The organism is Paenibacillus sp. PCH8 (assembly GCF_002968835.1).
GTDB lineage: Bacteria > Bacillota > Bacilli > Paenibacillales > Paenibacillaceae > Paenibacillus.
The window spans coordinates 1-26,440 of sequence record NZ_PKQK01000003.1; the positions used below are offsets into that span (position 1 = coordinate 1).

Annotated in this window: 21 protein-coding genes and 2 pseudogenes; 21 read left to right on the plus strand and 2 right to left on the minus strand. The window is 45.0% G+C overall.

Annotated elements, in window-relative coordinates; genetic code table 11:
- The 5 genes and pseudogenes from C0Q44_RS31080 to C0Q44_RS17350 all read left to right on the plus strand — a co-directional run.
- A pseudogene (locus C0Q44_RS31080) lies at window positions 1–500 on the plus strand (hypothetical protein); the annotation flags it as partial.
- Window positions 485–1,558, plus strand: coding sequence for a helix-turn-helix domain-containing protein (locus C0Q44_RS17335; RefSeq protein WP_258166403.1), 1,074 nt, complete (start codon window positions 485–487; stop codon window positions 1,556–1,558). The pseudogene C0Q44_RS31080 and the gene C0Q44_RS17335, both read left to right, overlap by 16 nt.
- 317 nt (window positions 1,559–1,875) lie before the next feature.
- Window positions 1,876–2,730 carry an ABC transporter permease gene (locus tag C0Q44_RS17340; protein WP_105409289.1) on the plus strand — a complete coding sequence of 285 codons (855 nt, stop codon included), beginning with the start codon at window positions 1,876–1,878 and terminating at the stop codon, window positions 2,728–2,730.
- A gap of 27 nt (window positions 2,731–2,757) precedes the next feature.
- Window positions 2,758–3,687, plus strand: coding sequence for a carbohydrate ABC transporter permease (locus tag C0Q44_RS17345; protein WP_105408540.1), 930 nt, complete (start codon window positions 2,758–2,760; stop codon window positions 3,685–3,687).
- A gap of 35 nt (window positions 3,688–3,722) precedes the next feature.
- Window positions 3,723–5,372: an ABC transporter substrate-binding protein gene (locus tag C0Q44_RS17350; protein ID WP_105408541.1), complete on the plus strand. Its 1,650-nt coding sequence runs from the start codon at window positions 3,723–3,725 to the stop codon at window positions 5,370–5,372.
- Between the two features lie 121 nt (window positions 5,373–5,493).
- Here the strand turns inward: C0Q44_RS17350 and C0Q44_RS17355 are convergent, their stop codons facing one another.
- Window positions 5,494–6,636 carry a family 8 glycosyl hydrolase gene (locus C0Q44_RS17355; RefSeq protein ID WP_105408542.1) on the minus strand — a complete coding sequence of 381 codons (1,143 nt, stop codon included), beginning with the start codon at window positions 6,634–6,636 and terminating at the stop codon, window positions 5,494–5,496.
- A gap of 289 nt (window positions 6,637–6,925) precedes the next feature.
- Between C0Q44_RS17355 and C0Q44_RS17360 the strand changes: the two genes are divergently transcribed.
- From C0Q44_RS17360 to C0Q44_RS17430, 16 genes and pseudogenes are all read left to right on the plus strand, one after another.
- The gene (locus tag C0Q44_RS17360; protein WP_258166405.1) at window positions 6,926–8,077 is read left to right on the plus strand and encodes an SGNH/GDSL hydrolase family protein; all 1,152 of its coding nucleotides are present in this window, start codon (window positions 6,926–6,928) and stop codon (window positions 8,075–8,077) included.
- Window positions 8,074–8,208, plus strand: coding sequence for a hypothetical protein (locus tag C0Q44_RS31085; protein ID WP_258166406.1), 135 nt, complete (start codon window positions 8,074–8,076; stop codon window positions 8,206–8,208). The genes C0Q44_RS17360 and C0Q44_RS31085 overlap by 4 nt, the downstream gene beginning before the upstream one ends.
- Window positions 8,209–8,262: 54 nt before the next feature.
- On the plus strand, window positions 8,263–9,030 hold the full coding sequence (locus C0Q44_RS17365; RefSeq protein WP_258166407.1) for an alpha/beta hydrolase: 768 nt from the start codon (window positions 8,263–8,265) through the stop codon (window positions 9,028–9,030).
- Between the two features lie 74 nt (window positions 9,031–9,104).
- On the plus strand, window positions 9,105–9,740 hold the full coding sequence (locus C0Q44_RS17370; protein ID WP_105408544.1) for a glycoside hydrolase family 11 protein: 636 nt from the start codon (window positions 9,105–9,107) through the stop codon (window positions 9,738–9,740).
- A 146-nt stretch (window positions 9,741–9,886) separates the two neighbouring features.
- A pseudogene (locus C0Q44_RS17375) lies at window positions 9,887–10,725 on the plus strand (formylglycine-generating enzyme family protein).
- A 376-nt stretch (window positions 10,726–11,101) separates the two neighbouring features.
- Window positions 11,102–12,214, plus strand: coding sequence for a response regulator (locus C0Q44_RS17380; protein WP_105408545.1), 1,113 nt, complete (start codon window positions 11,102–11,104; stop codon window positions 12,212–12,214).
- A 4-nt stretch (window positions 12,215–12,218) separates the two neighbouring features.
- Window positions 12,219–14,003 (plus strand): sensor histidine kinase, encoded by a 1,785-nt coding sequence (locus tag C0Q44_RS17385; protein ID WP_105408546.1) that lies wholly within the window; start codon window positions 12,219–12,221, stop codon window positions 14,001–14,003.
- A gap of 13 nt (window positions 14,004–14,016) precedes the next feature.
- Window positions 14,017–15,558: a response regulator transcription factor gene (locus C0Q44_RS17390; protein ID WP_105408547.1), complete on the plus strand. Its 1,542-nt coding sequence runs from the start codon at window positions 14,017–14,019 to the stop codon at window positions 15,556–15,558.
- A 138-nt stretch (window positions 15,559–15,696) separates the two neighbouring features.
- A complete protein-coding gene (locus C0Q44_RS17395; RefSeq protein WP_105408548.1) occupies window positions 15,697–17,352 on the plus strand; it encodes an ABC transporter substrate-binding protein in 1,656 nt (551 codons plus the stop codon).
- Window positions 17,353–17,464: 112 nt separating this feature from the next.
- Window positions 17,465–18,430, plus strand: coding sequence for an ABC transporter permease (locus tag C0Q44_RS17400; protein ID WP_105408549.1), 966 nt, complete (start codon window positions 17,465–17,467; stop codon window positions 18,428–18,430).
- A gap of 12 nt (window positions 18,431–18,442) precedes the next feature.
- Window positions 18,443–19,345 carry a carbohydrate ABC transporter permease gene (locus C0Q44_RS17405; protein ID WP_105408550.1) on the plus strand — a complete coding sequence of 301 codons (903 nt, stop codon included), beginning with the start codon at window positions 18,443–18,445 and terminating at the stop codon, window positions 19,343–19,345.
- Between the two features lie 336 nt (window positions 19,346–19,681).
- Window positions 19,682–20,056 (plus strand): response regulator transcription factor, encoded by a 375-nt coding sequence (locus tag C0Q44_RS17410; RefSeq protein WP_105408551.1) that lies wholly within the window; start codon window positions 19,682–19,684, stop codon window positions 20,054–20,056.
- Entirely contained in the window at window positions 20,046–20,681 is a 636-nt protein-coding gene (locus C0Q44_RS17415) for a chemotaxis protein CheC (protein ID WP_105408552.1), read from the plus strand. Before C0Q44_RS17410 ends, C0Q44_RS17415 begins: the two co-directional genes overlap by 11 nt.
- Window positions 20,674–21,648, plus strand: coding sequence for a sensor domain-containing diguanylate cyclase (locus C0Q44_RS17420; protein WP_105408553.1), 975 nt, complete (start codon window positions 20,674–20,676; stop codon window positions 21,646–21,648). Before C0Q44_RS17415 ends, C0Q44_RS17420 begins: the two co-directional genes overlap by 8 nt.
- 405 nt (window positions 21,649–22,053) lie before the next feature.
- The gene (bglS, locus tag C0Q44_RS17425; RefSeq protein WP_105408554.1) at window positions 22,054–22,767 is read left to right on the plus strand and encodes a beta-glucanase; all 714 of its coding nucleotides are present in this window, start codon (window positions 22,054–22,056) and stop codon (window positions 22,765–22,767) included.
- A gap of 188 nt (window positions 22,768–22,955) precedes the next feature.
- The gene (locus tag C0Q44_RS17430; RefSeq protein ID WP_105408555.1) at window positions 22,956–24,644 is read left to right on the plus strand and encodes an extracellular solute-binding protein; all 1,689 of its coding nucleotides are present in this window, start codon (window positions 22,956–22,958) and stop codon (window positions 24,642–24,644) included.
- Between the two features lie 149 nt (window positions 24,645–24,793).
- Here the strand turns inward: C0Q44_RS17430 and C0Q44_RS17435 are convergent, their stop codons facing one another.
- Window positions 24,794–26,434 (minus strand): response regulator, encoded by a 1,641-nt coding sequence (locus C0Q44_RS17435; RefSeq protein WP_105408556.1) that lies wholly within the window; start codon window positions 26,432–26,434, stop codon window positions 24,794–24,796.
- Window positions 26,435–26,440: the final 6 nt, after the last annotated feature.

Genomic DNA, 26,440 nt, shown 5'->3' on the forward strand with positions numbered 1-26,440 from the left:
ATTATTCTGAAGCTGTTGATGAGGAAGTGCGGCCTACGAGGGACGGACGCTTACTGATATCCACTCGCTCCGAGCAGAGCGGATGGAACTATATGGCTGGCATTCCCGAAGAAGCATTGCTCAAGAATGCTGACCACATTAAACAGGTTACATTTGCCTTTACATTGGCTACACTCGGTTTTGGGCTGTTCCTCGGGCTTATGATGGCCTACCGAAACAGCGCACCCATTCATCGACTGCTGTCTGTGTTTCGAGAGCAAGATAACGAATCTATTGGTAAGCCACGCAATGAATATGATTTTCTAGCCAGCAATATCAACAATTTGATTACGAACAATCATCTTCTCCAAAATGTATTGAACGAACAGATTCCGCTGTTGCGGGATGGTTTCATCAAACGTCTGTTGACTGGCGAGTTCTATACCCCCCCGAACTGGAAGCCATCTCTTCTCAGACTGGAGTTTCGCTCCGCAGTAGTCAGGGCATGGTCGGTTTACTGAAGGTGAACGGCTATGGCAGCCCCGATAGTGGGGAGATTATTCAGGAGCTGAGTGTGACGAGACTGATTGTAAGACAGGTGCTGACGGAATGGAATCCTGATGTTCTGGTCACGGACTGGGGGACAGATCAGATTGCATTCGTATGTCCCTTTAGTGAAGCAATTTCGGATATATCGCAATGTACTTGTGAAATAGAGCTAGGCCGTTTAACGGATACCATATACCGGGACTACCGGGTATCCACTTCACTCGGTACCGGTTCTCCTTATGATGTTTGGAATGATGTGGGGCGTTCGTTTGATGAAGCAAGACAAGCACTGGAATATGCAATTCATATTGGAGCAGATTGTCACGTGAGATACGAGGATACCTTGAAGGAAACAGAGTTGTACTATTATCCGATAGAGTCTGAGCAGCGTCTGCTTAATACGCTCAAGGCGGGAGAACTTGCAGAATCCAACCGTATTCTGGATCAATTGTTCATGCGAAATGTTGAGGAGCGAGAGCTGTCCTACGACATGACGCAGCAGTTCATCATGGAGCTGAAGGGAACGTTTCTGAAATTGGATGAACTGACTATCAAGATAGAAGAATCACTCGTCGAAGATTTCAAAAGTAGAGTCGCTGCAATTCAGGCTACAGAGAGTATTGCCGTACTGCGAGACAAGTTCAGTCAATTGACAGAAGATATCTGTGGAGACGTGCAGAGGAAGAAATCTACGATGCATGCGGATACCGTGAATGAAATCATTGATTATATCGGGGCATCTTATAGTGACGCAAGCCTGACGTTATACCGGATTGCGGAACAGATGGGCAAGTCCGAGAAGTTTATCTCCCAATTATTCAAGGAGCATACCGGAGAGAATCTTTCAGATTATGTAGAACGGGTACGAATTGACATGGCGACTGACCTGTTGCGCGAGAGCCAGAAGACGATTGACGACATCGCGCTAACAACCGGATATAATAGTTCGCATTCGTTTCGCAGAGCATTCAAAAGGGTTCGTGGGATATCCCCAAGTGCATTCAGGCAGATGGATCATACCAACAAATAATACCCGCACCCGCCATATCGATCAGCTGGACACATCCAAAATTCAAAGGCGTACCAAGGATTCCATCTTGGTTTTACCGGAATCGTACCTCAATTGTCGAAGTGTACCTTTACGCAACCGGGAGCGCAATCTTATGATTACGAGCAAGAAAGCGCTATCAAAAAAAGGTGGTAATCATTCACTTGCTGCCTAATGGGGGGATGAATCTGAGAACGACGATGTCCAATGGTAAAACGGTTGTGAAGCAACGCAGGCGATCAGCGATGAAGCAGGTGCTATCCAGAAGTTGGCGAAGGCACTGGCAACTTTATCTGCTGATCATTCCTCCCGTCGCATATTTCATCATCTTCAAGTATGTGCCGATGGTTAATGCAGTTTTGGCCTTTAAAGATTACAACGTGATCAAGGGAATCTGGGGAAGTCCGTGGGCAGGTACCAAGTATTTTGAATTACTTTTCCAAAACCCTGCATTTTTCACACTGATCAAAAACACACTGTATATTTCGTTCTACAGTTTAATTGTTGGGTTTCCCGTTCCTATATTACTGGCTCTGGCACTGAACGAAATCAAGAACGCCAAATTCAAGAAAACCGTCCAAATGGTCACCTATGCACCTTATTTCATATCGACCGTTGTCATGGTATCCATCATCATGTTGTTTCTATCTCCGCGGCTCGGAATCGTTAACACCATTACAGGCGCACTGGGTTTTGAAGCCGTGAATTACCTTGGAGAGCCAGGGTTATTCCGATCGATCTATGTATTTTCCGATGTTTGGCAGAGCATGGGATATTCAGCTGTGATCTACTTGGCAGCTCTGGCTGGCATTGATCCTTCATTATACGAGGCAGCCAAGGTTGATGGAGCCAACCGGTTTCAGAAAATAGTGAACGTCGATCTGCCCGGCCTGTTACCGGCAGCCGTTATCATCTTGATTCTTAGCGTAGGTAACATCATGGCAGTCGGGTTCGAGAAAATATATCTGCTGCAAAACCCGCTGAATCTCTCGGCTTCGGAAATCATCTCCACGTATGTGTACAAGATGGGATTGCTGAATGCCAATTACAGCTTTGCTACGGCTGTTGGCCTCTTTAATTCTCTGATCAATCTGGTCCTGTTGTTAACTGTTAATGCGGCCGCGAAACGGCTGTCCAATACAAGCTTGTGGTAAGGCTGCAAGAGGGAGGGAGTCCATGCAATGAGCAAGTTACAATCCCATGCCAACCGATCACCGGTTAACGGAAGGAGCACGATCAGAGAATCGTCCGGGGACCGTATATTTATGACCATAATCTATCTTGTTCTGACTGTAGTTCTAATAGCGGTACTATATCCACTGATTTATATTGTAAGCTCTTCTCTGAGCAGCCCTGCAGCCGTTTCCTCGGGGAAAGTGTGGTTATGGCCCGTTGACTTAACACTGGATGGTTACAAGTCAGTGTTACGTAATGCTCAGGTAATAACAGGTTATGCCAATTCGCTGTTCTATACAGCAAGTGGCACGTTAATCAGTGTAGCTCTGACGATTATGATCGCGTATCCCCTTTCCAAAAAGACTTTTGTGGGGCGCAGTCCACTTATGATGTTCATCGTGTTCACCATGCTCTTCTCCGGCGGACTGATTCCGACCTATCTGGTGGTCAAATTCATGGGACTCATCGACACCCGCTGGGCACTTCTGATTCCAAATGCCGTTTGGGTATGGCAAGTCATTATCGCACGAACCTTTTTTCAGAACTCGATTCCAGAAGAACTGTCCGAAGCCGCAGATATTGACGGTTGCAGCGACATCCGGTTTATCTTCAGTGTGATTCTGCCTCTCGCCAAACCCATCGTTGCCGTTCTGGCGCTTATGTATGCCGTCGGTCAGTGGAATGCGTATTTCGATGCTCTGATCTATTTGAAATCGCAATCGCTCTACCCGCTACAGCTCATTCTGCGCAGTATTCTGATACTGAATAGCAGCACTGGAAATATGGATGCGTCTGAGATGATTAAACAGCAACAAATGGCTGAACTCATGAAATACTCATTGATTGTCATGGCGAGTTTGCCCGTGCTTGTCATCTATCCTTTTGTTCAGCGATATTTCGTACAGGGCATGCTCATCGGTTCGGTCAAAGGATAATTCCAATATTATGATTCATAAGGGAGAGGGTCTTTTTGAGAAAAACAGGATCAAGATTAATCGCGTATCTGCTGCTTTTTTCCATCGTGCTTACTGCTTGTTCGTCTTCTGACACCGGTAAGGGGGAAAAGGGCGAAGGGGGTTCGTCCGGAGATAACGTGTCCATTAATGTATTCGCGCATCAAGGCTCCGACACCAATCTGGAAACGAACAAGTTTACGAAGAAGATGGAAGAGAAGTTTAATATCAAGTTCAACTGGACAACGGTGCCTTTTGACGGTGCGGCTGAAAAGAGACAAATCTCTTTGGCCTCAGGGGATTATCCAGACCTCTATCTGCTCATTCCGTGGGTTGACCGGTTCTCACAGACCGACTTGTTGAAGTTCGGCCAGCAGGGAGTAATCATCCCGCTCAATGATCTGATTGACCAATATGCTCCAAATATCAAAAAAGTGCTGGATAGCAGTGATTATTATAAAGCGATGAACACGGCTCCAGATGGCAATATCTATGGTCTGACAGGTCTTAATGAGTGCTTCCACTGTTCCTACCCGAACAAAATGTGGGTCAACACCAAATGGATGGAACAGCTTGGGGTGACCGAGCCCTCAACGACTGAGGAATTCAAAGCGTTGCTGGAGGCATTCAAAACCAAAGATCCGAATGGCAACGGCAAAGCTGATGAAGTTCCACTCAGTGGTTCCGTTGAAAATTTCGGCGTGCACATCATTCCGTATTTGATGAACGGTTTCATCTATGATGATGACAGAAACTATCTCATTATGAAGGATGGCCGAGTCGAAACGGTGGCGAATAAACCGGAGTGGAAGGAGGGACTTACCTATATCAAATCACTCTATGATGAAGGGCTAATCGATCCCGGGGCCTTTACGCAAAATGTAGGGGCGTTCAAGAAGATCGGAGATAATGCCGATGCACAGCTTCTTGGCGCAGGTGCAGCCATGCATCCGTCCTTATTTGTAACTACTTCCGAAGGTTCTCCGTATGGAAATGACTACAATCCGATTTCTCCACTGAAGGGGCCGAATGCTGAGTATGCAACCTACAATTATCCAATTGATCCGGGAGCATCTTTTGTACTAACGAACAAGGCAAGTGAGGAAACGCAGATTGCGGCTATCAAGTTACTGGATTATTTCTACTCACAAGAAGGAGCCATGGCTTCTTATCTGGGTGAAGAAGACTCAAGCTGGCGTAAACCACAGGAAGGTGAAGTGGCTCTGAACGATCAGGTGCAACCATTATACAAAGCAATTCCGCTTCCTGCTGGAGAAGAACCGCGCAATGACAGCTGGGCTGCACTAAGCCAGTATAACCACCACCGGGCATACCGCGATGCGGAAGTGCAAGGCACAGACATCTATGCAAATGATGGCTACGAACGCCGTCTGTATGAGGCGACTTTATTAATGGAAGGCAAAGAACCGAAAGAAGTATTTCCTCACTGGGCACTGTGGGTTGATCCTTCAAGTGCGGATGAAACAAGTATGATGCAGACAAATCTCAAGGATTATATTGATCAGAACGCTCTGCAATTCATTACAGGAGCGAAGAGTCTTGACAAGGATTGGGATGATTATGTGAAAGGACTGGAGGGCTTGAATATCAATCGATATCTGGAAATTATGCAGGCCTCCTATGACTCCTCGTCAATCTCCAAATAAGTGGGGAGGAGCTGAACCGTCTGAGATCAAAGAAAATCGGTTAAGCCTGTTCCTAAGAAAATGGACCCGTTTCGCATATCCTGCGAGCCGGGTCCGTCTTTTCGTATATTGATAATGGATATTAATACATACGATATTGTCCACTCAGCGCGAGCAGACTGAAGAAATACAGACAGTTATCATAGTAGCGGCGTTCGCCTTGTCGCAAAGGCGTGTTCCAGAACTGGCGGACATACTGGCTGGCATAAGGACCGTCCGCAGCGAGGGAAGCCATCGCATTGGTAGCGAGAAGACCAACAGGATGCAGAGACGGCTCGTCCAAAGCTTCGCCCTCAATGGTATAACGTCGATAATCTGATATTTCAATATCACTGAAAAAAGCCTGAATTCGATTGGACTGTTCTACTTGCCAGCGATCCTTGCGGAACCACTCCCAGTCCAGAGCAATATTTGCCGCAACACGGTAGGCATCACTATAGAAATGTCTGAAATCGCCATCAGGCTGAAGGGGTGCAGGTGTACCGTCAAAATTGGCATATTCGGGTGAGAGTCCGGTTACCGGATGACAGGCTGTGTGCAGATAAGCCCGGCTTGCAGCTGCAGCCTCTGTCCAGAAGCTCCGATCGTCCTCATCCGCATATTTCGCGAACAGCTCATAGAAATGAGGCAGATGATAGGAAGGGTCGCTAAACGGGGTTTCCGGTATGAATTTGATCAGTTTTGTCTCCGGGTCCCACATCGGATCACCCTCGCCATGTTCTCCTTGATGTACGCAAGCATGAAGGATTCTTCTCGCTTGTGCAGCATAATTATATGGCGCTGCTCCATCACCCCAGCGATTGGAGGCAAAGATCAGGGACATAGCAAAAAACTCCTCACCGTCCGGCGCAGGTCCTGGCGACAAGCGCGTTCCGTCCGGTTTGCAATGCCATGAAAAATAATCCTTGTATCGGCCATCCGTATGCTGCATGAATGTATTCGAAAAATTCCAGAGTCGATCAAACTCTTCTTTTTTATCCATCTGCACAGCCATCATCATGCCATAAGACATACCCTCGGAGCGAACATCCAGATTACCCGTATCCAGCAAATATCCTTTGTCCTCACCCATGGGGTAATATATTCGCGTATTCTCATCGCCATAGAACAGCTCGTTCCATGTCTCGTCCAATCTTGTTCTAATCTCGTTCTCATCATAGCCTAGCTCCAGAAATAGATTCGCATATGTACCCGTATCGTACGCGCCCTGACCTGTGATAGTCATTGATTTTCTCCTTTGTTAATCCGTTTACTAAAATTATAACATGGCAAGAGTATACAGAATAAAGCGTTTACATGAAAAATTATAGGTATTCGATGATGTGCATGATCGTGCCCGGTTTGAAATGATATAGTGAATCAAGTCCTATACTTTGTCAGGTTGTTGTAAAATTATGTAAGCGCTACACTTTGGGAGAAGGATCACACCCGGTGTAATAATAGCGGGAGAATTCATTCCTTCAAATGTTGTTAAATATGATCAAAATCTAACAGAAAGGGTGTGATGGTGTATTATGCTCCACGATTCAGGAGATGCCGGTGGAAACAAGGAAGTGACGGCACCGCGCGATCCCGTGGGAGTGGTGGAGTCGGCATACGAGCCGGATATTGAGTTTGAATCACAAGTATATCGCGACATGATTGCCCGATCTCTTCTGAACAAAGGAAATAACATCCGTTTAAAACAAGCCATTGAGAAGGCAAAAAACGGCGAACCTGTCGTTATGGCTTACATTGGAGGCTCCATTACTCAAGGGGCTGGTGCAGCACCCATTCATCTCCGCAGTTATGTTTATCGGTCGTACGAGTTGTTCAAGTTTATGTTTGCGCTTTCAAAAGACAGTCCGATACACCTGACTAAAGCAGGTGTAGGTGGTACACCTTCTGAACTGGGAATTGTACGCTATGATCGTGATGTACTCGGAGAAGGCACTATTCAGCCGGATATTGTCATTGTAGAATTCGCAGTCAATGACGCAGACGATGAAACGCAGGGCAATTGCTACGAGAGTCTGGTTCTCAAAGCACTTGCTGCCGATAACAAGCCAGCGGTCATCTTGTTGTTCAGTGTCTTTGAGAATGACTGGAATCTCCAGGATCGTCTCGCTCCAGTTGGATGGCATTATGATCTGCCAATGGTAAGTGTGAAGGATGCGGTCGTAGATCAGTTCCACAAGACGAAAGATGAAGGCAACGTAATCTCCAAAGCGCAATTTTTCCATGATATCTATCATCCGACTAACTTGGGGCATCGCATCATGGCCGACTGTTTGGAATTCCTGTTCGACGTAACGGATCGTTCCGAGCCAGACCAGAGGGATCATGATATTGAAAAAGCACCGCTCATTGGAAATGACTTCGTGGATGTAAAGTTGCTAGATCGGAAAAACGGTAGCGATATCGCCCGAATTGATGCAGGTCCATTTACGAAAACGGACACGGATCTGCAGATGGCTGAGATGGATCTTCACAGCTTCGGCACACCCCAGTTCCCTAACAACTGGATGTATTCCGGTGGGGAGAAGAGGTCCGGAGCGGCTTTAAACTACATTTGCGGTGCAAACGCCTTATTCTGGTCTTTAAGGATTCTGGTAAAGACGAATTCGGAACCGCTCATATCAGGGTGGATGGAGAATTTGTCAAAAAGGCCGACCCACGTCAGGTGAACTGGACGCATTGCCATGCCATACTTCTGATTAACGAAGAGCACGTTGCGGAGCACTTCGTTGAGATCGAAATGGCAGATGGGCACGAACATAAGCACTTCACGATTCTGGGTTTTGGCTATGTAGATTAACTGAAGTGGGATTTTCACCCGTAGTAGCATGTACAGAGGGAAAGGAGAATTGCATTGATCTCACCAGCACGAACGGGATATGACCAATATCGTGAGAATATACTACGCGGAGTTATTGAATTAGTAGACTACCCTTCCACAACGGTTGGTCATTCGCGTAAAGCGATGGTATATACCCCGCCAGGATTTTCTTCGACCAATGAATATCCTGTTCTGTATCTGTTGCATGGTATCGGTGGAGACGAAGTCGAATGGCATAATCATGCCTCTCCGCAGATTATTCTGGATAATCTGTACAGCGATAACCTGCTTGAACCAATGATTATTGTTTTCCCCAATGGCCGCGCCATGTCCAACGACCGGGCCGAGGGTGATCTGTTTGAACCTGAGAAAATCAGAGCATTTGAACGCTTTGAATCGGATCTGCTTCACGATTTGATACCTTACATGGAGTCTAACTACCCTGCGTACACAAGCAGGGATAAGCGGGCGATTGCCGGTTTGTCCATGGGCGGAGGTCAGTCCTTGAATATCGGATTGAGCCATCTCGACCATTTCGCCTGGATCGGTGCTTTTTCCGCAGCGCCTAATACCAGAAGTCCCGAGTTGCTTGTCCCTGACCCATCGGAAACATCGTTACGACTCTCGTTGCTATGGCTTTCTTGCGGTGAGCAGGACAATCTCATAAACATCAGTCTCGGGGTTCACCAATATTTGACGCATCACGGAGTACCTCACATTTGGCATGAGGAATGTGGCGGACATGACTGGCCCGTGTGGAAGAACGATCTGTATCTGTTTTCACAACGCCTTTTCAAGTAAAAACTCGCCGGGGAAAGTTCGTATCGGATAAACGTATCAACCAAATCTATTAAAATATCAGGAGGTTTTCTAACATGTTTAAATTCGGTAAAAAATTAATGACCGTTGTTCTTGCAGCTTCCATGAGTTTTGGTGTCTTCGCAGCTACTTCCAGTGCGGCAACAGATTATTGGCAGAATTGGACGGATGGCGGAGGAACCGTTAACGCTGTGAATGGATCAGGTGGTAATTATAGCGTTAATTGGCAAAATGTAGGGAACTTTGTTGTCGGAAAAGGGTGGAATAATGGTACGCCTAACCGGGTTGTTAATTACAATGCGGGTGCATTTTCTCCTTCTGGTAATGGATACCTGACCTTCTACGGTTGGACCAGAAACGCTTTGATTGAATATTACGTGGTGGATAGCTGGGGATCATATCGTCCTACTGGAACGTATAAGGGCTCGATGACTAGTGATGGTGGAACATATGACATTTATACAACCATGAGATACAATGCTCCTTCCATAGACGGTACCCAAACTTTCCCTCAGTACTGGAGTGTTAGACAATCCAAGAAACCAATCGGAGTCAATTCTACCATTACGTTCAGTAATCATGTGAATGCGTGGGCAAGTAAAGGGATGCATCTGGGCAACAGCTGGTCCTATCAGGTGATGGCAACTGAGGGATATCAAAGTAGCGGAAATGCCAACGTAACGGTTTGGTAAAATGATGTGAATAACTGCTGAATTCTTTTCCGGAAATGTTGAGGACCGCTATTCACTAGACTAACGGGCCTCAACATTACCGGCTTCAAGCTTGGCAGGAGATCCTCATGAATTATAATATGTATCAGCCTAAAGGAGATAAACGAATGAGAAAGCTGGTGTTGTTAACTTTAATTGCGATAGTAGTCACTTTGAGTGCTTGTTCCGCGAGTAACCCTGGAGCAGACGATCATTTGGAGTTCGTAGAAGGAGGAACCTTTAAGAGCAGTAAGTCCGGCAATATAGTAAGAAATGAAACGATTTCTTCCTTTTACATCGGCAAAACCGAAGTGACCCAAAAGGAATGGGTTGAGGTCATGGGGATAACCCATCTGGTTTCAAGGGAGATGACCTGCCCGTTGAAATGGTAACCTGGTATGATGCAGTAGAGTACTGTAACCAAAAAAGTATGAAGGAGAATCTGAAACCTTATTACAATATAGATAAAGATAATCAGGACTCGAATAATCACAATGAACACGATAATATGAAATGGATCGTAACGATCAATAAGGACGCGAACGGGTATCGACTACCTACAGAAGCAGAATGGGAATATGCTGCAAGCGGAGGCCAAAAGAGCTTAAATTACACATACAGTGGAAGTAATAATCTCGATGAAGTGGCTTGGTACTGGAGAAACGCAGGTGAAACCATCTTGACTGGTGACTGGAGCTGGCCCGTTATTGAGAACAATCGGAATCAAACCAAAAAAGTTGGAATCCAGAAAGCCAATGAGTTAGGGCTCTATGATATGTCCGGGAATGTGAGAGAATGGTGCTGGGAATGGTACAGCGACTCAGGAGGTACGAATCAAACCTGGCGAGTTGTGAAAGGTGGCGGTTGGGTTGGTGGTGAAAACAATAATGAGATCTCATTCCGAGGCAAATTTGATCCGAATGGTTTGGGAGCCGATCAAGGGTTCCGTATTGTACGTGGAGATTAGAAAAGAATAGTCCTGAAAAGAGACCAACTTAGAGCTCAACCTATACTTTGTCGGGGGAAACCTATAATTTGTCAGGTTGTTGTGTTTATTTGTAAGCGTTACACTTGGATTGTGAACAGCGCGTCTTAGCTACAACCGGAACTTGCTTGAAGAAAGCATAGTCTCGCAAGATATATAATGGGCCGAATTCGGTGTTAAGGATGCTGTCGATGAGACGAATGGAAATGGTATAGGAGTCTTATGCTCCAAGCTCTGCGAGCAGACAACGATCTGGCTGTTGTTCTGCTGTTTAGCGTGTTCCCAGAACGACTGGAATCTACAAGCAGGTTAGGAAAGTTTCATACAGCAGATCATTGAAGGAAAGGCAGGTGAGCAAATGTACAAGGTCATTGTCGCGGATGATGAGCCTTTTATGCTGGAAGGATGGAGAACCATGATTGACTGGCAGGCCTGTGGATACGAACTCTGCGGAACAGCAACGGATGGGGAAGAGGCACTGGCTCTATTCCACTCTGTTGGACCTGATCTTGTCATCACGGATATACAGATGCCTGTCATGGACGGGCTTCTTCTGATTCAAACGTTACGAGAGAAACTAGCCTATACTTCAAAGATTGTCATCGTTACAGGCTATTCAGATTTCACTTATGCCAAGCAAGCTATTCGGTATCAGGTTGATGAATATGTGCTCAAACCCCTTGTTACCGAAGAAATTCATCAATTACTTATGGAAATGATTGAACCTCTGGACAAACGCAGAGATGAGCAAAAACAGTATGATGACGTCATGTTAATGGATGACATACAAGCAGACCTTCTACATGCACAATCAGAGACGGAAGAATATGATCTGGAAAGAATGTTGAACCTCTCCAAAGATATCTTGACGTTAATTGAGGCTGGCGATGCTGATTCCATCGATCCTGCTGTGAGCAACTTGCTGCAAATGGTTGAAAAAGAGGAGGTATCCTTGGAGTGGGTACACCATGTCATCAGATATATCCATGGAGAACTACTACGCAAGTATGGCAAGACAGATATTTGCAGGGAAATATTATGTGAGCCGGAATGGCATGAGACCGCACGCTGGTCTTCCGGCATATTACAAGAGCTATGTGTACGCATCGCTGAACAACTCTCTCCAACGGATCGAAAGAAAATCGGCAAGGGAGGGCTGGTGGCGGAAGCAGTCCATGAATTGAAGCAACACTACCGCAGCAAAATTAAACTGCAAGAAGTGGCTAATCGTATTCACGTGAATTCGGCCTATTTGGGCCAACAGTTCAAACGGGAAATGGGAGTCAGTTTCAATGATTATGTTCATCAGCTTCGAGTTGAAGAGGCCCGCAAGCTTCTACGACGTACCAACATGAAGATCACTGATATTGCATTTAATTTGGGATATCATGATGCTGAATATTTCACCCAAAAATTCAGAGCGCATACAGGGGAGCTTCCATCTGTCTATAAAAACAAAAACCAAGGGTGATCATATGCGCCATAAATTCTGGATGTTCCGTAAAGTTAATGACATTCCCCTCCGATCCAAATTTCTGCTGATTTATATACTTAGTATTCTCCTTCCGGTAATAACCATTAATCTATTCTTTTATCAACGAACTTCAGCAGATATCAAGATACGAGAACAGGAAAATCTGCGCAAATCCATAGAACGTGCTGCGGGGGAACTGCTGGGCATGATTGACGAAAGTGTGGCTCTGAGTCGAATTATTGCAGCAGACGATTCACTCTATGAGGTACTGGATCGAAGCTATCCCTCACCTGTGGATTACTACAACGAGTATCATGCATTTTTGCGAGACAAACTAACGCGTTATATGTCAGCGAATATTCTGGAGGTACGGATCTACACCGATAACGATACCATCCAGACGGGCAGTAATTATATTGTCATGAATGACAAGACGGCCCCGCTTCCTGGTTTGAAGCAGTTGGAGTCTACCATCGGCGGTATTCTCGTTGTTGACTACAGTGAACCCTCCGTGTTCAACCCGGGGAGACGCATCAGTGTGATTGGCAAGATGGATATCTATTCCTCCTATGCCACTTACGCGAAATATTCCAAGATTGATTTGGATGTGAATCGGGTGTATAGCATTTTAAACCGTGAAACAGACAGCCTTCAGCTGCGTCTGGTGGACAGCAACAATCGAATTGTCGTTTCGAGTGGTGAGAGGACCGAGGGTGACCTATCCCAAACTAGTGAAAATTTGATATCCAGGGAAAGTGAGGATTCTGCTTACACGCTTGAAAAATCGTTGGGTAATCTAGCCTACCTGCAGGGTTGGAAATTGATTGGAGTCGCGGATACCCGACATCTTGATCGATTACTCAACGAAGCACGTAATTCCATTTTGGGGCTACTCGCAATATGCACTGTGGTGCCGTCTTTGTTGATCTATATTATTTTACGTTCCTACCATTACCGAATCCGTAAACTCTCCAGACATATGGAAAAGGTTCGCAATGAACGATTTGACCTGATCGAAATTCAGGAGGGCAGCGACGAGATTGGCGGTCTAATTCGCACATTTAACATGATGATTGGTAAAATCCATACACTTATCAATGACGTATATAAACTGGAAATAAGACAAAAAGATCTGGAGCTCGATCAAGTGAGGACCGAATTGTCCATGCTCCAGAGTCAGATGAATCCTCATTTTTTGTTTAACACATTGAATGCATTGCTGGTGGTTAGTACGAAGAATGGATATACGGAAGTCATTGAGATTATTAAAAGTCTGTCCGTACTGATGAGACAGTTGCTCAGTCATTCCGACAATTTGATTCCCTTGCATGAAGAGCTTCAATTCACGAATCTTTATCTTCAAATTGAGAAGTTTCGCTTTGGAGAACTATTTGATTATACATTCGATGTCGATCCTGATGTAGCGTCGCTGCTCATTCCTCGAATGAGTATTCAACCTCTCGTCGAGAATGCATGCAAACACGGGTTACAGGCACGAAAAGATGGAAGACAGATTAAGGTGACCGCGAAAAGAATCGCTTCTGAGTTGGATATCCAGGTTATCGATAACGGGATCGGCATGGACGCAGGCAGACTAACCGAACTTCTGAGAGATGTTCGTTCGGAAAGACCAAGGAACGGAGAACATGTAGGACTACGTAATGTATACCGCAGGTTAGAGCTCTTTTATGAAGGGGATGCGATCTTTAATCTAAGCAGCGTGCCTGGAAATGAGACCATGGCGGGATACCGTATACCGTTATCCCGGCTAAAACCGAGGAAATAGGGGGTAAACTCTCATGTATAAAGTGCTGTTGGTAGATGATGAACCGTTAGCCATTGAAGGTTTACAGCTTATGATTAACTGGGAAAAACATGGTTTTGAAATCAGAGGTGTATGTTCCAACGGCGAGGAAGCCATTCGGATGATGCAACAAGATCGGCCAGATCTCGTCGTTACAGACATTCGTATGCCGGTCATGAATGGACTTGAATTAATCGAGGAAGCACGTCGCTTGGAGCATGAATCTGTACTATTTGCGATCACGAGTGGATACAGTGATTTCAATTATGCGAGGCAAGCTATTCGTTTAGGCGTTTCCAACTATCTAACCAAACCGGTTGACAGCACGGAAGCCGAGGATATGTTGGAGCGCTTGCGCTTGGAATTGCAAGAACGCGAAAAACAAGAGCAAATTCGTGAATATACGAATCAACAAAGGATCAAAGCCTTCTTGTCGGCACAGATTATGGGTCAAAAGGACAGTAGTGAACAGGAGAACTCAGACATCGTATCTCGTTTAAACAAGTCTCATTGGACATATCTTCGTATTGCTTTTCAGGGTGATACTCAGCAGGCCTGTTCAGTCGCCGAACATATGGCAAGTGAAACAACCTGTTGTTATGTGATCGAAAGATCCAAAGGCATAATGGGACTCGTATGGGGGGATGAAGCTCCAAGTGAAATCGGGCCATCTGAAAGAATAAAAGCTTTTGCCCATCTCTTAATGAGCAATATGCAAGATAACGACTGCATTAATATAAGTATCGCCGTCGGATTAACGGTCAGCACTCTGGCGAATCTATCTGATTCCTTCCGCTCCGTGAAGGAGGTTGAACGTTATTTGTTTTTTAATCAAGAACGTTTGCTGTTTGCAGAAGATATGGAGCCTGAAATATTACCTTTTGATCCGGAGACCTTGTCAGATGTAGAACGTATTAACGATTTGCTTGAGAATGGGTCTGCAGATGAACTCTCGTATGCTGTCAGGAATGCCTTTGATATCTTCAAAAAGATGAAGGCTGCGCCAGAGCTTATACATATTTTCTCCACGCATATTATGTTTCGTGGATTGTCCTTATGTAAAGAGTTGGGCGGAGAGCCTCATGCCCTGATGCATAAATCGGCCAGTCGGATCCTGAAGGGGAGCCATCGAAAGATCGAAGAGGTCGCGCACTGCCTGGAGAACTTCTGTTTGGATTGCAAGTCGGCTCTTGCAATTCTCCGTGAGAGGCAGGTGGGAGGCATACAGGCCATGGTCGCAGAATATGTGCAGAGTCATTACAAGGAGACATTTACGATTCAGGAGCTCTCGGAACGGTTCTTTATGAACCCGGTACATCTGGGACAGTCATTCTTGCGCAAGTACGGTAAGGGCGTACTAGAGGTAGTACATGATTTGCGAATGGAAGAAGCGAAGCGTCTGCTCCAGGAAACGAACCAAACGTCAAGTGCCATTGCAGAACAGGTCGGATACCGAAGTTACCAACATTTTCTAAAACATTTTGAGAAAAGAACGACTATGAAACCATTAGAATATAGACAAAAATCCACGATTTAATCCGTGAAAGAGGAGAAATCCCCTCTTCAAAACCTGCAATTACAGGGGGGTGGATCTTAAATTTATGTATTATGTAACCGCATACATTTCTTCATACTAAAAACAGTAAGACATACCACTTCCAAGGAGGGCAAGTACATGGGGGGACTGAAGAAAAAGAAGCTTTGGGGTTCCGTATCACTTGTTATGGCTTTAAGTTTGGCACTTGCAGGATGTAGCGGAGACAATGCAAAAACGACTACACCGGATGGAAAAGAAGTGCTGAACATTTCGGCCTTTATCGGAACGCCGAATCAGGCGCCATCGAAGGATAACCGAATCTACAAACAGATCCAGGAAGAACTGGGCGTCAATCTGAACATGGAGTTTCTGGTAGGTGATCTGCAACAGAAGTTGGGCGTTATGATCGCCGGTGGTGATTTCCCTGACTTGATCACAGCAGACACCAAGCTGGTTTCAGCCGGCGCGGTCATTCCGCTGGAAGATCTGATCGAGGAGCACGCACCCAATCTGAAGAAGCATTTCGGTAAAGACTGGAATCGGATGAAAGACTCCAGTGACGGGCATATTTACTGGCTGCCTAACTATGGCGTGTACACAGGCGAGTTCATTAGTAACTATTATTCCGGCCCTGCCTTCTGGATTCAAAAGTCTATACTGAAGGATGCCGGGTACCCGACTCCAAAAACGTTGGATGAATTCACACAGTTGATTCGTGACTACGCTGCCAAGAATCCAACGATTGATGGTCAGCCGACCATTGGATTTACTACACTCGCTTCTGACTGGCGGACGTTCCCATTGCTTAATCCACCAGAGCATCTTACGGGTCATCCCAATGATGGCGGTGTTGTTGTAGATGAGAACGGAGTTGCAAGTGTTTTTGCCGACAAAGACATCTCCAAACGGTATTATAAGGAACTGAACAAATTGTATAACGATGGATTGCTTGACAAAGAAGCCTTTGTTCAGAACTACGATCAGTATCTAGCCAAAATCTCGTCAGGACGTGTACTGGGCATGTTCGATCAACACTGGAATTTCCAAACCGGTGAAGACCCACTCGTAGCTCAGGGCAAGATCGGCCAAACCTACGTAGGTTTCCCGTTGGTCTATGATACAAGTATCAAAGACCATTATCTGGATCGTCCGGTCATCAACTTGAACAATGGTTTTGGTATCAGTAAAGACGCTGAGGACCCTGTTGCACTCATCAAATTCCTTGATAAGCTTATGGACGAGAAGTACCAGAAGCTCCTGTCATGGGGTGAAGAGGGTGTAGATTATCAGGTGAATGAAGAGGGAAGGTTCTATCGGACGCCAGAGCAACGGAAAGAGCAGGAAGATCCGGCGTGGAGATTGATTAACAAAGCAGAAGGTTTCTACGGTGCAGCACCTAAGCTCGAAGGAACATTTGAAGATGGCAATGCCATTGGAGCGATCAACCAAGCAGAGGAATTCTATGACAATCTCAAACCGGAAGACAAAGAACTTCTGGATGCATACGGCTTCAAAACATGGAGTGACTTCTTCTCTCCTGCACCAGAGAATCCTGTGTACTATCCGGCATGGCAGGTCGATCTGAAAGAAGGTTCGGATGCTGCGGTAGCCAACAAGCAAATGACAGACACTTCATTAAAATTCTTGCCTAAGGCGATCATGTCGAAAGCGGATGAATTTGATTCCGTTTGGACTGAGTATGAAGAAGCTTACAAGAAAATTAATGTCAAATCCTATGAAGACCGGATTAATGAACAACTGAAATGGAGAATTGAGAACTGGTCTGCTAAATAAAAAAATGCGGCAATGATCCCCTCGGAAGGTACCAACCCGAGCATTTCTCAGGCAAGTGCCTTCCGAGATTGTCATGCATAATGTCGCTGCAAGTTAATAGGAGGAGTGAAAGATGGCGAACACGCCTGGAGCCATACCGGAGCAAACTGCCCGAACTGTCGTTGCCAAAGCACCATTATTAAAACGGTTGCAGGGACAAAGGCAACTGATGTTCATGTCATTACCCATCGTTGCTTACATTCTCGTATTCTCGTATTATCCCATTTGGGGCTGGGTCATGGCTTTTCAGAATTACAGTCCAGCCAAGAATTTCTCACAGCAGGAATGGGTTGGGCTGAAACACTTCAAGTTTTTGCTGACGGACGATGCATTTCTAAACGTGCTTCGTAACACCATTGCGATGAGTGTAATTAATATGGTGCTAGGATTTGCAACAGCTATTATATTTGCCATTTTACTTAATGAAATCAAAAATAAGTTCTATAAACGAACCATTCAAACCATATCGTATTTGCCTCACTTTCTCTCATGGATCATCGTGACAGGCATCGTGGCAAGTTCACTGTCAGTAGACGGCGGGATTGTCAATGTAGTACTCATGAAGCTGCATATCATTCAAGAACCTATCATGTGGCTTAGCGTTCCCGAATACTTCTGGGGCATTGTAGGCGCATCTCATGTGTGGAAAGAAGTAGGATGGAATGCCATTATCTATTTGGCGGCCATAACGTCTATCGATCCCTCGCTCTATGAAGCGGCAGAGATCGATGGTGCGAACCGATATAAGAAAATGCTGTATGTGACTTTACCCGGAATCAAATCCATTGTTATCATTTTGCTGATCATGAATATGGGCTGGATTCTGGAAGCTGGATTCGAAGTTCAGTATCTGTTGGGGAATGGTGTGGTTGTGGACTGGTCACAGACGATAGATATATTTGTCCTGAAATATGGACTACAGATCGGGAATTACTCTTTGGCTACCGCAGCAGGTATCTTCAAGACGGTAGTTAGTATTACGCTGATCTTTGCGGCGAATTCCATTTCCAAACGGCTCGGGGAAGACCGATTAATATAAGGGGGACTAGAGATGGGAATTAATAAATCTCGGCTTGAGCCGATTGTCTTCCATACGTTAAATGGTGTGCTGATGATCGCGATCGCGATTGTTACCCTGTATCCGTTTGTGAATACACTCGCCGTATCGTTCAATGCCGGTAATGACACCATCCGGGGTGGGATTTACCTGTGGCCTCGGGTATGGACGGATCAAAACTACAGGGCTGTATTTGCAGGAGGGACGATCTTCAGCGCCTTTGGCATCTCTGTAGCGAGAACGGTTCTGGGAACAGTCTTGAGTCTGTTCCTGACCTCCATGCTGGCTTACACGCTAAGCCGAAAAGATTATATATTACGGAAGCCAATCACGATTACCGTTGTACTTACGATGTACTTCAGTGCAGGACTTATTCCAACGTACTTCCTGATGAAAGACCTGCATTTGTTAAACAACTTTCTGGTATACATTATTCCTGGACTGATCAGTGCGTTTAACATGATTGTTATTCGAACCTATATCCAGACACTGCCAGAAGGACTGATCGAATCGGCCAAAATTGATGGTGCTGGAGATTTCAGAACATTTATATCGATTATTCTGCCGCTGTGTCAGCCTGTTCTCGCCACAGTTGCACTGTTCATTGCAGTCGGTCAATGGAACTCTTGGTTCGATACGTTCTTGTATGCCTCCTCCAAGCAGAACCTGAGTACGCTGCAATACGAGTTGATGAAGCTGTTATCATCCTCTATGAATTCCAATAGTAGCGCATCGGTTGCCAATGGCGCAGATATCGGTGCTGCGCGCAATATGGTTACCCCCGTATCGATTCGGGCAGCCATTACCATTGTAGCGGCTTTACCAATCCTAGTTGTATACCCATTTTTGCAAAAGTATTTCGTTCATGGGTTGCAGCTCGGAGGGGTAAAAGAGTAAACTTGAATGGAGTTCCAGAAAAACGGTTGAGAACGGTCACCCTGGTGGCCGTTTTTGTCGTATTCTCATGCATCGTGCTAAAAAGACAAGAGGTAACAAGGCTAATCCAAATGAAAATTTTATATTCATTCGTCCACCTTGATTGACACCCATATCATTTATTCAATAATAGGGTTGACAATTGAATGAAAGTTACTATAATTTATAGTGTTTTGCTTAATCCATCCGTCAGTCTCTTTTCAAGGGTGCCTTGCGCGCGAATCTCCTTATCAAGAACTGTCCACAGCGCCTGACAAGCCCATACCCTTACCATTTAATTGAGGAGACTGAAGAAAAATGAAAGTATTAATTGTGGAAGATTCCATCTTTGTACAGAAGTTGCTTCAAAAGCTGATCATGGATCACTTTCCAGAGTGCGAGATTCAGGTTGCAAATAATGGAGAGCTAGGATATAGCCTATACCAGGAGTTCAAACCTGATCTTATAACGACTGATCTGCTGATGCCTGGATTGAACGGACAAGAAATGCTTCGCATGATTCGGGAAATCGATCGGGAAGTCCAGATTATTATTTTATCCGCAGATATCCAGAAGGCGACTCGAGAAGAAGTAGAAAAACTGGAAATTTCAGGTTTTATAAATAAACCCTTAACCGTAGATAAAGCAAACACATTGATTCAACTGATTCAGGTGGCTGCCCATGCTGAATGATATGCAGAAGGATCTGCTCACTGAACTTGTGAACGTATACGTTGGACAAGCCGCTAATATGCTATCAGAGATTGTTGACAAGCATATTGTGTTGAGCATTCCAGAAGTGGAACTGATCTCCTTCTCTGACGTTAATCCGAAAGACCGGAGATACAACATCTTTTTCAATGAAGGACATCTATTCAGATCCTCTTTACAGTTCGGCTATGAATTTCAGGGAAAAGCATTTCTGATGTTTCCTGCGGAGCAAGCAAAGGTGTTGGCCAATATGTGTCTCGGAGAACTTACGGAGACCGTTGTACCTGAAGATTTTCGCTTAATGGATACGGATCTGGACGTGTTGAAAGAAGTCAGCAATGTCCTGCTCAACGCGATCATTGGGGAATTCGGTAATTTCCTGGAGTTAAAACTTGAATATGTACTCCCGGATATTGAATTGATCCATGGTACCCACTCCGATTCACAGATATTACTTCAAAATGAGGTCTATGTGCTCGTTCTGCATACTTCGTTTTCACTTGCCGATACGGATGTGAAAGGTATTATTATTATTGCGCTGAGCATGAGTTCCATTTCAAGCCTACTGGACAAAATTGATGCTTTATTGGGGGCTTATCATGGATAATCTCTTATCACAAGCGTTGAACAAAGCCAATATGGGCATGATTATCGTTGACAAGCAATTAAAAGTGGTTCTTTGGAATGGTTGGTTGGAACGCTTTACTGGCAAAGGCTCAGAAGAGGTTGTCGGACAGAATCTGCTTGAGGTATGCCCAAGATTCAAGTTAAACATGTACCTGAACATACTGCAAAATGCGTTATATAATGGCCAGAGCAGATTCTGCTCCAGCGCTTTACATAAGGCGTTTATTCTTCCTGGAGAGGGAGAGGATCAACATTTTTTCAAACAGAACATGCATGTTGACCCGCTTTATGAAGATAAACGCAGTTATGCACTCATTCAGATTAGTGACATGACGAGTACCAATACCCGCGTATACAAACTGAAGAACCTGATCAAGGAACTTGATGTCGAGTACAACAAAATTAAAATATCTGAACAGATCAGCAAACATCTGTCGTTGCATGATACGCTTACCGGTCTGCCTAATCGTATGGCGTTTAATGATCGCCTTGTCTTAGCTATGAACCATGCTCAACGAAGTGAAGGCAAGCTGGCCGTGATGTATGTGGATACGGATGGTTTTAAGCAAATTAATGATGGATATGGGCATGATGTGGGTGATCAAGTCTTATTGGAGACAGCAAAACGATTGAAGGAAAACATCCGCAGCACGGACATTGTGGCACGGCACGGTGGGGACGAATTCAGTATCATATTAAGTGAGTTGAAGGATAGTCAGCATGCTGAGAATGTCGCCAAAAAACTGGCAGCTGCATTCGAGATGCCTTTCGAAATTGCTGACAATCACATCTACCTTTCCGTCAGCATTGGGGTTAGCTTGTATCCTGAGCATGGACAGGAATCATCTATGCTTCTGAAATATGCCGATCTGGCCATGTACCGAATTAAGAAAAATGGCAAGAACGGATATGCTATTTTTGATGCAGAGAAAGATCATACACGGTGAGAGAGTAGTGGCGCGTTCAACAGCGTTCGAACGAAAAACATGATACATGTGAATTTCTTGAAGTTGCTTCCAAAGCGACTTTATTTGTCTATACAATAAACATGAGAAACGCATATAATGATTGCTGACAATCAAATCAAGCGCCTGATTCCTTCCTATGTTGAAGGATAGGTGCTTGATTTGTGTCAATTCTGGACCATACCATGTGCTAGTCACACGAAAATCTTAAAAAATGGATATCTCTGCTTTGAAGTTTGCTATAGTGTAGTGCTCCTTATCAGTATAAAATGGAAATACCAACCATGTAAGCGTTTTATATTCGTTGTAGCAAAGATGTTTGCCGGTTCTCCGGTGGATGACTTGCCTCGATCCTTGCATGGTTGGAATCATGGATGGAGGTGTATGATGAAGAGGAAGTCTTGGTATACTCTGGCGGTAACAGGCATCATTTCTCTGTTTTTTTCAGTAAGCGCTTTCGCGGGTTATGTTTTCTGGGAACCTCTAAGCTACTTCAACGCAAACACGTGGCAAAAGGCGGACGGTTATTCCAATGGATCTATGTTCAATTGTACATGGAGGGCTAACAATGTCAATTTCACAAGTGACGGTAAGCTTAAACTGGGTTTAACCAGTTCTGCACAGAACAAGTTTGATTGCGGAGAGTACCGTTCCACGAATACGTATAGCTACGGCTTGTATGAAGTCAGTATGAAACCTGCCAAAAACACAGGTATAGTTTCCTCCTTTTTTACGTACACAGGACCGGCTCATGGTACACAGTGGGATGAAATTGATATTGAATTTTTAGGAAAAGACACAACTAAAGTACAGTTTAATTATTATACTAATAGGGTTGGCAATCATGAGAAGGTTATCAATCTAGGCTTTGATGCATCGCAAGGTTTCCATACGTATGCATTCGATTGGCAGCCGGGACATATCAAATGGTATGTGGATGGCGTGTTGAAGCATACCGCAACCAACAATATCCCCAAAATACCAGGTAAAATTATGATGAACATCTGGAACGGAACAGGTGTTGATGGCTGGCTCGGTCCTTATAATGGTGCCAATCCGCTCTATGCAGAGTATGACTGGGTTAAATACACGAGTAATTAAGCAGACAGAAGCAGCCGCTAACGGCTGCTTTTTTCTATATCCAGGCGTTGTATTTATTAAATATATGTATTCAATATCCAATATCCTAAATAAATGCAATAAATGTTGCAATATTAGTATGGGCATAATTATCAATCATTCATTATGATTAACCTGTAAGCAACATTACATAGACTGGGGGAACAAAGTTGGACACAAGTAAAAAGAGACGAGTAGGCAGCTTGGTCATGATCGGTGTATTGGCCCTGTCAGCAGCCTTGAGTGGATGCAGCAGCAGCGGGAGCGACAAGCAAGCAGAATCGAGTACACCAGCGACAACGTTGGAGCTCAAAAATGGGAAGTATGATCCGCCCGTGTCTATTACGTATTTGCGGCCATGGGGTCCAGATGTGAAGTTTAAGCCAGGCGAAGATCAGGACAACAACGTCCATACGAAATGGGCGAAGGAGAAGCTTGGAATCGAACTGAAAAACCAGTGGATATCTCCTTCCACCAATAATGCATTCGAGACGAAGCTGCGTCTATCGCTTGCTTCCAATGCGGACATGCCAGACATTATTTCGTATCGCGGTGAATTCAATCTGGTGCGTGAATTGATTGAGTCCGGAAAATTTGTCGATGCGGGCCAGTTGTTTGACAAATATGCCAGCGACACATGGAAAGCAGCCGTAAACGAAGATCCTTCCGTATGGTATCCATACATGCAAGATGGCAAGAAAATCGGCATTCCGATTCTGGACTATTCCTATAATGGTGATCCTGTCATGTGGATACGTGAAGACTGGATGAAGAAATTCAATCTGGAAGCACCTAAAACCATAGATGATCTTGAAGTGATTATGGAAACGTTTACGAATCAAGATCCGGATGGTAACGGCAAGCAGGATACGTACGGACTGACCATTGGCTTCAAGAACTGGCTGAACACATGGATGTCAGAAGCTGGATGGGTCTTTGGTGCTTATGGTACAATGCCGAACCAATGGAATCTGACGGCAGACGGAAAACTTGAATACGGTTCCGTGACACCCGGTGCGAAGCAGGCTTTAGCCAAATTACAAAGCTGGATGAGCAAAGGCTATATCCCGGAAGAAGCCGGCGTGTATGACGAGACGAAGGCTGCTGAAGAATTTACCGCTGGAAAAGCAGGTATTGTGGTAGGTCCTCACTGGATGCCATCCTGGCCGCTGGAGGATGTGAAGAAGAACAATCCTGAGGCTGAATACAAGGCGTATCCAATTCCTTCCGGTCCAAACGGCCAAGCAGGAAGACATGGTACGTCGAATGGAAATGGCGTAGTTCTGATTAACAAAGACATGAAGAATCCGGAAGCCTTTTTCACCTATCAGAACTATCTCTTTGATCACTATGCGAATCCCAAAGAGGGTGATGAGTTCGAGCATGGATTTGCCGAAGGATACGATTGGGTTATGGTAGATGGGAAACCATCAACCGATTCAAGCCTTACAGGTGGTTATGCTCCCGAGAAGTACACCTTAACGTTTGATGGAGCGCGTATTCCGAATCTGAGCATGACAACACTTGCGAAGCTGGCAAGCGGTGAAGAAGCAACTACGCCATTTGAGAAAAAAATCAAATCAGGCGTACCTACACCTATGCTTGATGCAGCCAAAATTGTTCTGGATCAAAAGGACATCGTTTTCAATCAAATGTTTACCGGTGCGCCTTCGACAACCATGCAGATGAATAATGATATTTTGACGAAGATGGAGAAGGATACCTTCTCTCAGATTGTATATGGCAAAACCTCTCCGGATACGTTCGACTCCTTTGTTGAGAAATGGAAGTCTTCAGGCGGAGATCAGATTACGAAAGAAGTTAACGAGTGGTATGATTCCGTGAAAAGCGGAAAATAATAAGAGCAGGGCTGCCTGAATTGATTCATCGCGGCCACATATGCACCCAAAAGGCATTGCAGGAGAAGATCTCCGGCAATGCCTTTTCGTATGCGACATGGAGGATAACGAGGAAGAAACCCGCCAGGATGTCAGATTTGAGATGTCCGTCAAACCGGTAGATTTTCCCGATATTCTTGCGGTGTAAGATCATAAAATTTCTTGAATACTCGAATGAAATAAGCGGTATTGTTGTAACCGACAAGTTCGGCGATTTCAAACACCTTGGCGGATGACGTTCGCAAATGATATACTGCTTTCTCCATTCTCAATCGATATACGTAGGCTGTAAGTGCTTCACCAGTCTCAGCCTTGTACACCTTGGACAAGTACACCGGATGCAGATGCACATGGTCGGCAATCGCAGGCAGAGATACATCTCCAGCCAGATGAAGGTCTACGAAGCTTTTGACGCTGCGTACAATGGTGCTGTGATTGTCTCTAAGCTCTTGTTCGGCATCATCTCGTATGTAATGAAGTGTACGTATGGACCAGTCCTGCAATTGATGTGCTGTGGAGTAACTGGGAGCTTGAAAGTAGCGATAAGACTCTGTTGGAATCAAAGAAGATATTTGTTTGCCATTTTTATGAATGATGTACGCAAACGCACCTGCAATAGCAAAATACACCTCAAAAGTTGACTCCGCAATATCATGATGTTCATTCGAATGCAGCAGTTCCTCAAAAATGTGCTCGATTTTCTGTTCCACATCCTCAAAACGACCAGCTTCAAGCAGGCTAATCAACGTTGGCGGCTGATAAAGCGACCTGATCGTATGCAGAGGATTGGCGTCCGTTTCATCGGAAGCTGTGACAAACAAACCTTGAACCTGACCCATCCGTTTACGCATGGACATGACCGTTCGCTCATAGATTTCTCCAATTTCGTACGGGAACTTACCCCAATTGGATACGGAAATCGAGATTGCACCCTTCAAGTATAACTGAACATTGGTTTGAATCTGGGCAGCATACTGCTCAAGCAGGGTCTGGGGCGTCTCGCCCCTGTTATAACTCATCGTTGCTGAATGCTTCATACTGACGAGAACAACAATGTAATCGTGCACGTCTCTTGTATGCCAGATATGAAAATGAGTATGCATCACTTCACTAATGATATTACATATCGCATATTCCATCAGGGCGAGGTCGCCGTGTGCCATATCGGATAAATGCTTCTCCATACGAATAATCAGCATGCCGAGATCCTCTCCTACGGAGTAGGGAAGCTCCAGCAGTTCAAGCTTGTCTACCAACGTCTTCGGATCATAGACTTTTCCAGTCAGCAACTCATGCAGCATCGTGGATTGAAGCAATGGCAGATGATCCTGAAAGGCGTGTAAGGCCCGTTGATGGGATGCAGCTGTTTCCCATTTTTCTTTGATTCGATGAACGAGACGTTGCACGGATTCGATCAGATCTTCATCACTAACAGGTTTCAGCAGGTAATCGAAGCTTTCCTGCGCAATGGCCTGTTTGGCATATTCAAAATCAGCGTGACCAGATAACAGAATCGTCTGCACATGGGGCCACTTTTCGTGAATCGCGGTAATAAGTGCAATGCCTGACATTTCAGGCATACGTATATCCGTAATAACAATGTCAATGTCGTGATTGTCCATGATTTCCAGCGCTACGGCACCGGATAAGGCTTCATGAACCGTACCGATCCCGCAGCTTTCCCACGGAATAGTCTCGGCCAGCGTTTCCACGACTGAACGTTCATCGTCTACTAGTAATATTTGCAGCATGGGTCG

What these genes read in the sequence shown, in the direction of transcription:
- C0Q44_RS17335 (WP_258166403.1), top strand. Translation starts at nt 485, where the DNA reads ATGGTCGGTTTACTGAAGGTGAACGGCTATGGCAGCCCCGATAGTGGG.
- C0Q44_RS17345 (WP_105408540.1), top strand. Translation starts at nt 2,758, where the DNA reads ATGAGCAAGTTACAATCCCATGCCAACCGATCACCGGTTAACGGAAGG.
- C0Q44_RS17355 (WP_105408542.1), bottom strand. Translation starts at nt 6,636, where the DNA reads ATGACTATCACAGGTCAGGGCGCGTACGATACGGGTACATATGCGAAT.
- C0Q44_RS17360 (WP_258166405.1), top strand. Translation starts at nt 6,926, where the DNA reads ATGCTCCACGATTCAGGAGATGCCGGTGGAAACAAGGAAGTGACGGCA.
- C0Q44_RS17370 (WP_105408544.1), top strand. Translation starts at nt 9,105, where the DNA reads ATGTTTAAATTCGGTAAAAAATTAATGACCGTTGTTCTTGCAGCTTCC.
- C0Q44_RS17380 (WP_105408545.1), top strand. Translation starts at nt 11,102, where the DNA reads ATGTACAAGGTCATTGTCGCGGATGATGAGCCTTTTATGCTGGAAGGA.
- C0Q44_RS17385 (WP_105408546.1), top strand. Translation starts at nt 12,219, where the DNA reads ATGCGCCATAAATTCTGGATGTTCCGTAAAGTTAATGACATTCCCCTC.
- C0Q44_RS17390 (WP_105408547.1), top strand. Translation starts at nt 14,017, where the DNA reads ATGTATAAAGTGCTGTTGGTAGATGATGAACCGTTAGCCATTGAAGGT.
- C0Q44_RS17395 (WP_105408548.1), top strand. Translation starts at nt 15,697, where the DNA reads ATGGGGGGACTGAAGAAAAAGAAGCTTTGGGGTTCCGTATCACTTGTT.
- C0Q44_RS17400 (WP_105408549.1), top strand. Translation starts at nt 17,465, where the DNA reads ATGGCGAACACGCCTGGAGCCATACCGGAGCAAACTGCCCGAACTGTC.
- C0Q44_RS17405 (WP_105408550.1), top strand. Translation starts at nt 18,443, where the DNA reads ATGGGAATTAATAAATCTCGGCTTGAGCCGATTGTCTTCCATACGTTA.
- C0Q44_RS17410 (WP_105408551.1), top strand. Translation starts at nt 19,682, where the DNA reads ATGAAAGTATTAATTGTGGAAGATTCCATCTTTGTACAGAAGTTGCTT.
- C0Q44_RS17415 (WP_105408552.1), top strand. Translation starts at nt 20,046, where the DNA reads ATGCTGAATGATATGCAGAAGGATCTGCTCACTGAACTTGTGAACGTA.
- C0Q44_RS17420 (WP_105408553.1), top strand. Translation starts at nt 20,674, where the DNA reads ATGGATAATCTCTTATCACAAGCGTTGAACAAAGCCAATATGGGCATG.
- bglS (WP_105408554.1), top strand. Translation starts at nt 22,054, where the DNA reads ATGAAGAGGAAGTCTTGGTATACTCTGGCGGTAACAGGCATCATTTCT.
- C0Q44_RS17435 (WP_105408556.1), bottom strand. Translation starts at nt 26,434, where the DNA reads ATGCTGCAAATATTACTAGTAGACGATGAACGTTCAGTCGTGGAAACG.